Here is a 5,586-nt window from a genome sequence, read left to right on the forward strand (position 1 = left end):
GGCAACGGAGTAGCTCGCAATGGACATCGAACTGGACGGCAACCGCATCCACAGCGAGCGGGCATTCCACGAGACGCTGGCGCTCGCACTGGGTGTCGAGCGCGGTTATGGGAACAATCTCGACGCCCTCTGGGATCTGCTGAGTGCCAGCGTCGAGCGCCCGCTGCAGCTGACCTGGAACGGCCATCAGGTTTCCAGAGAGGCGCTGGGGCCTCGCTTCCAGCAGATCGTCGACGTACTTGAGCGGGTGCAGCGCCAGGATGAGGCCATGGCACTGGACGAACGCTTCAGCTATTGCCTGCGGTAGGTGCGGTGTGCAGCCGCTGCCAGCGTGGTGCTGCCTGTTGYCTCCAGGGCAACACCGTCGCCTGGGCGACGGCTGACGAACCGTGCGCAGTTCAGCGGCTGCCGGCGATGGCAATCCTGCGCTTCTCCAGCATCACCGACACGCACCACAGCAGCAGGCCGCCGACCGCCGTCGCCGCACCTACGTAACCGGTGGTGGCCGGGCTGAAGCCGRCGCTGATCGCCATGCCGCCCAGCCACGGGCCGAGCGCATTGGCGGTATTGAACGCCGCATGGTTGGAGGCGGCGGCCAGGGTCTGCGCCTCGCCGGCCACGTCCATCAGGCGCGTCTGCAACACCGCAGCCAGGGCGCCCATCGTGCCCACGGTGATGATCATCGGGCCGATGGTCCACACCGATTCTGCAGCAAGCGGGTACAGCAGCAGCATCACGATCGACCACACCAGCACCACGGCGGCGGCCTTGAAGTGGAATTTGTCGACCAGCCAGCCACCAGCGATGTTGCCGATGATCGCACCGATGCCGAACACGCCTACTGCCAGCGGCATCCACGACTCGGCCACGCCGGTCACCTGCACGAGTGTCGGTGCCAGGTAGGTGAACACGCAGAACATGCCGGCAAAGCCCACCGCACCGATAGACAGCGCCAGCCATACCTGGGGGGTGTTGAATGCGCGCAGCTCGCGCATCGGCGAGGTCCGCACCTCATCCGGATCGGGTAGCAGGAAGCGCGCGATCATCGCCACTGTGGCGATGGCCAACACGCTGACCAGGGCGAAGGCGGTACGCCAGCTCAGCTGCTGGCCCAGCCAGGTGGTCAGCGGATTGCCGATCAGGATCGCCACCGACAGCCCCAACAGCACGCGCGACATTGCTTGGCCGCGCTGGCCGGCCGGACTGATCGCTGCCGCCACCAGCATCGCCACCCCGAAGTAGGCGCCATGCGGCAGGCCAGCGACGAAGCGCGCCACCAGCATCGTGCCGTAGTTCGGCGCCAACGCGCTGGCCAGATTGCCGACGGCATAGAACCCCATCAACGCCAGCAGCAGCTTGCGGCGCGGGAAGCTGGCGCCGACGAAGGCCAGGATCGGAGCGCCCACCACCACGCCGATGGCGTATGCGCTGATCAGGTGGCCGACCTGCGTCTCGCTGATCGACAGGCCGCGGCTGATCTCCAGCATCAGGCCCATGCTGGCGAATTCACTGGTGCCGATGGCGAAGCCGCCCAACGACAGGGCGAGGATGATCAGGGTACGCTGGCGCGGCGTCAGCCGAGCGGCCAGAGGGGAGTTGGGGCTCATTCGGGGGCGCAAAGGGGCGGGGAGGCGCCCCATTGTACTGCTGCACCGCAACAGGCATCAGCCGGGCTGGGGGTAAATCAGTGTTCGATGGGTGGTGCTGCCGGCGTGGCCTGCTGGCCAAGCGCCGCCAAGGCCCGTCGGTATTTGTCACGCAGGCGCTCGGCGGTGGCGGCATCCAGCGATGCCAGCCGCGCTTCATCGGCATTGTCGGCGATGTCGGCCAGCTTGACCTTCAGTGCCAGCGGATCCGCCGAAATTCGTGCGTAGTACGTGTCGGCATCCGCCGCAGGCGTCCGGCTCAGCAGCCGGACCGCGTCCTGCAACGGGGCGGGAAAGGCCTGCACCTGCCCAGCGAAGGCCGGGCAGTCCTCGATCACATCATGCAGCCAGGCCACCGCCTCTGCTTCATCATCGCCGCGCACGGCAGCGGCCACCCGGCCAACGTGGCCGATGTAGGGGTGCCCTGCCTTGTCGACCTGGTCGGCATGGGCCTCCACCGCCAGCATGCGTGCACGTTCTACCCAGTCCATTGCGATCTCCCCGGTGCAAGCGTGTATTGTCGTACGGACTGTCTGCATGCCGCCACCACGGCCGTGCAGGCATCATCGGACGCTGCAGGAATGGCATCTGGATTCCATCAGGGAGATGAGACATGCAGGAATACACCCATCAGCTCGAACTACGCGGCCGCTTCCGTCTGGTAGCGGTGACCCACGAGCCGGTGTACGCTCCCGGCGATGTGGTCGGCCATGCGGTCATCGTCGACGGTGGGGAACGTCTGACCGACCTGATGTCGTTGGCCGATGCGCGCCGGTACCTTGAGGAACTGGTGCGGGAAGAGGGCGTGGAGCCCGGGCTGGAGAATGAAGTCAACCTGCGGAGGAAGGCGTCGCAGCGACGCCGCCGCTAAGCCGTCGCGCCCTCGGGCGCATCATGGAGGATTCGGGTGTTGTCCAGTAAGAAGTATCTGCTCATCGCCATCATCACGCTGGCGACCCTGCTGCTTGGGTTCGTGCTTTCCGGTTACCTGACGCTGCTGCTGCTTGGTCTGGATACCAAGTTGCTCACCTGGAATACCTATTACCAGTATTTCCACGCCCTCGGCCAGCCGCAGGTTGCCCCGTTCGTGGGCAAGATCAAGTGGGCCGGCTACCTCGGCTTCGGCCTGCCGCTGCTGGTGTTGGCCATCGTCGGCCTGGTCGTGCTGCTGAAGAAGGACAAGCGTTCGCTGCACGGTGACGCGCGCTTTGCCACCGGCGCCGATCTGGCCAAGCATGGCATGTTCAAGAAGAGCGGCCAGAGCATCGTGGTCGGCAGCCATGGCGGCAAGCTGGTGCGGCTGGACGGCCAGCAATTCGTGATCCTGGCGGCCCCGACCCGTTCGGGCAAGGGCGTCGGCGTGGTCATCCCGAACCTGCTGGAGTACGGCGAATCGCTGGTGGTGCTGGACATCAAGCAGGAAAACTTCGACCTGACCAGTGGTTGGCGCGCCAGCCAGGGGCAGGAGATCTACCTGTTCAACCCCTTCGCCGAAGATCGCCGCACCCATCGCTGGAACCCGCTCAGCTATGTCTCCGACGACCCGGCGTTCCGTGTCTCGGACCTGATGAGCATCGGTGCGATGCTGTATCCGGATGGCTCGGAAGACCAGAAGTTCTGGATCAGCCAGGCGCGCAATGCCTTCATCGCCTTCACCCTGTACCTGTTCGAGAACTGGGATGACGAGCGCAGCAGCGGCTTCCCAGGCGGGCAGGGCACGCCGACCCTGGGTGCGGTGTACCGCCTGTCCTCCGGCGATGGCAGTGACCTGAAGAAGTTCCTCAAGGGCCTGTCCGAGCGCCCATTCCTCAGCAGCAACGCGCGCTCGGCGTTTGCCAACATGCTGTCCCAGGCCGACGAGACCTTCGCCTCGATCCTGGGTACCTTCAAGGAACCGCTGAACCCCTGGATCAACCCGGTCCTGGACAAGGCCACCAGCACCAACGACTTCCTGCTCACCGACGTGCGCAAGAAGAAGATGACCATCTACATCGGCATCCAGCCCAACAAGCTGGCCGAAAGCCGATTGATCATCAACCTGTTCTTCAGTCAGCTGATCAACCTCAACACCAAGGAACTGCCCAAGTCCAATCCGGACCTGAAGTACCAGTGCCTGCTGTTGATGGACGAATTCACCTCGATCGGCAAGGTCGAAATCATCGCCTCGGCGGTGTCCTACATGGCCGGTTACAACGTGCGCCTGCTGCCGATCATCCAGAGCATGTCGCAGCTGGATGCCACCTATGGCCGCGAGGTCTCGCGCACGATCATCACCAACCATGCGCTGCAGATCCTGTACGCACCACGCGAGCAGCAGGACGCCAACGACTATTCGGACATGCTGGGTTACACCACCATCCGCAAGAAGAACGTCACCCACGCGCGCGAAAAGACCCACAGCTTCACCGAGGAGCGTCGCGCGCTGATGCTGCCGCAGGAGCTCAAGGCGATGGGGCCGGACAAGGAGGTGTTCCTGTACGAAGGCATCCCGCATCCGGTCAAGTGCGACAAGATTCGCTATTACAAGGACCGCTATTTCACGTCACGTCTACTGCCAAAGGTTGACGTGCCGATGCTTGATGTCTAAGTTGCAGACTTGAAAGTGTGACGCATGCACGCATTCATTGAGGTGAATTAGTGAAGCGCGTCAAAGAAACGCCATACGTTGGTCAAAATTCAGATTTGTCTGACATCGAATTGACGCGTAGTTGTGCGACTCTATGCGTGGCTTGCGGATCTGTGTGATTCGTCATGCTTTCAGAGTGGCCAGGAGTTTCAGCCATGGGAACAGGGATGGTTCCGACGTTGGTGAGGGTGCGTGAGAGGGGCCTCGGATGAGGTTGCTTCACGCGACTTGGTTGGCAGCTTTCGAGCTGCAGGGGAACCGTGCCCATGTGCTGTTAAGCAGTGCATTCGTTACGTTTCCGGCGTGCATCGCGCAGTGCCGGACGACCAAGGGACCAACATCGGGACTGCTTTTTCGTACGTCAAAGTGAAGCCCGTATGAATCAGGCGTTTATTGCAAAAATGTCCATCGCCGCAGTGGCGGCGTTGATGGTGGCAGGTTGTGCCACCAAGCCCGCACCCGACTTTGGAGGGCGTTGGAAGCCGGTCAACCGTTTCGCGACGGCTCCGACCGAGATTCCGCTGTACTCCAGCTACGTCTATCAGGCGTCGCCGATGGATCGCACGCTGAAGGCCATGCTCGAGCGCTGGGCCAAGGATTCCGGCCGTACGCTGGACTATCGCCTCAGTTCGGATTTCACCCTGTATGGCGCGGTGTCGGAGATCGACACCACCAACGCACAGCAGGCCGTGATCGATCTCACGGCGGCCTATGCGGCGCAGGGCGTTTCCGTCTCCATCGTCGGCAACCAGATCGTCGTGCAGAGCGCTGGATCGACGCCGACCGCGTCGGCCCAGGATCCTGAAGCCAGCAGCGGCAGCTGAGACCGCGTCGAAATCATCGAACGTGCCGCACCCCGCGCCTGGCGCAGGGGCGTCGCGCCCATTGATGTTTCAGCAGTACGGAAGAACCCATGTTCCGCAAGAAGGATGCAGGCAACAGCCCCAAGGTCGAGCAGTCGGTCGCCAAGGCGGTCAGCTACGAGATCACCGTGGCCGACATGGCCCGGCGCAGCGAGCGCCGTGCCTGGTGGGTCGCCACCGGTTCGTTGCTGATGTCGCTGGCGCTGGCCGGTGGCTACTACTACATGCTGCCGTTGAAGGAGAAGGTGCCGTTCCTGGTGATGGCTGATGCCTATACGGGYACGGCMACGGTTGCGCGCCTGCGCGGCACGTTCCAGGGCGARACSATCACCASCAAYGAAGCGGTCAATCGCAGCAACGTCGCCCAGTAYGTGCTGGCGCGTGAGTCGTATGACTCGGCGGTGATGGGCCTGCGCGACTGGGAGCTGGTGTTTGTGATGTCAAGTGATCC

General features: G+C 63.3%; 7 protein-coding genes. 5 read left to right on the forward strand and 2 right to left on the reverse strand.

The window, feature by feature from the left end:
- Positions 1-19 precede the first annotated feature (19 nt).
- Positions 20-307, forward strand: a complete 288-nt coding sequence (locus AC1DJN_RS20405; RefSeq protein ID WP_032976222.1) for a barstar family protein — start codon at positions 20-22, stop codon at positions 305-307.
- A 91-nt stretch (positions 308-398) separates the two neighbouring features.
- On the opposite strand, the gene AC1DJN_RS20410 is transcribed toward AC1DJN_RS20405, so the two are convergent.
- Positions 399-1,607 carry an MFS transporter gene (locus AC1DJN_RS20410; RefSeq protein WP_478040005.1) on the reverse strand — a complete coding sequence of 403 codons (1,209 nt, stop codon included), beginning with the start codon at positions 1,605-1,607 and terminating at the stop codon, positions 399-401.
- 77 nt (positions 1,608-1,684) lie between these two features.
- Positions 1,685-2,137 carry a phosphohydrolase gene (locus AC1DJN_RS20415; protein WP_032976219.1) on the reverse strand — a complete coding sequence of 151 codons (453 nt, stop codon included), beginning with the start codon at positions 2,135-2,137 and terminating at the stop codon, positions 1,685-1,687.
- Positions 2,138-2,259: 122 nt separating this feature from the next.
- Here AC1DJN_RS20415 and AC1DJN_RS20420 point away from each other — a divergent pair, with 122 nt between their 5' ends.
- The 4 genes from AC1DJN_RS20420 to AC1DJN_RS20435 all read left to right on the forward strand — a co-directional run.
- Complete coding sequence (locus AC1DJN_RS20420; protein WP_025878723.1) at positions 2,260-2,517, forward strand: hypothetical protein; 258 nt, start codon at positions 2,260-2,262, stop codon at positions 2,515-2,517.
- Positions 2,518-2,553: 36 nt separating this feature from the next.
- Positions 2,554-4,233, forward strand: a complete 1,680-nt coding sequence (locus tag AC1DJN_RS20425; RefSeq protein WP_032976218.1) for a type IV secretory system conjugative DNA transfer family protein — start codon at positions 2,554-2,556, stop codon at positions 4,231-4,233.
- 416 nt (positions 4,234-4,649) lie between these two features.
- Positions 4,650-5,096 (forward strand): hypothetical protein, encoded by a 447-nt coding sequence (locus AC1DJN_RS20430; protein ID WP_025878721.1) that lies wholly within the window; start codon positions 4,650-4,652, stop codon positions 5,094-5,096.
- An 89-nt stretch (positions 5,097-5,185) separates the two neighbouring features.
- Positions 5,186-5,586 (forward strand): VirB8/TrbF family protein (locus tag AC1DJN_RS20435; protein ID WP_478040007.1); only part of this gene is annotated, 401 nt, incomplete at its 3' end.

This window comes from Stenotrophomonas sp. 05L414_2 (assembly GCF_056397905.1).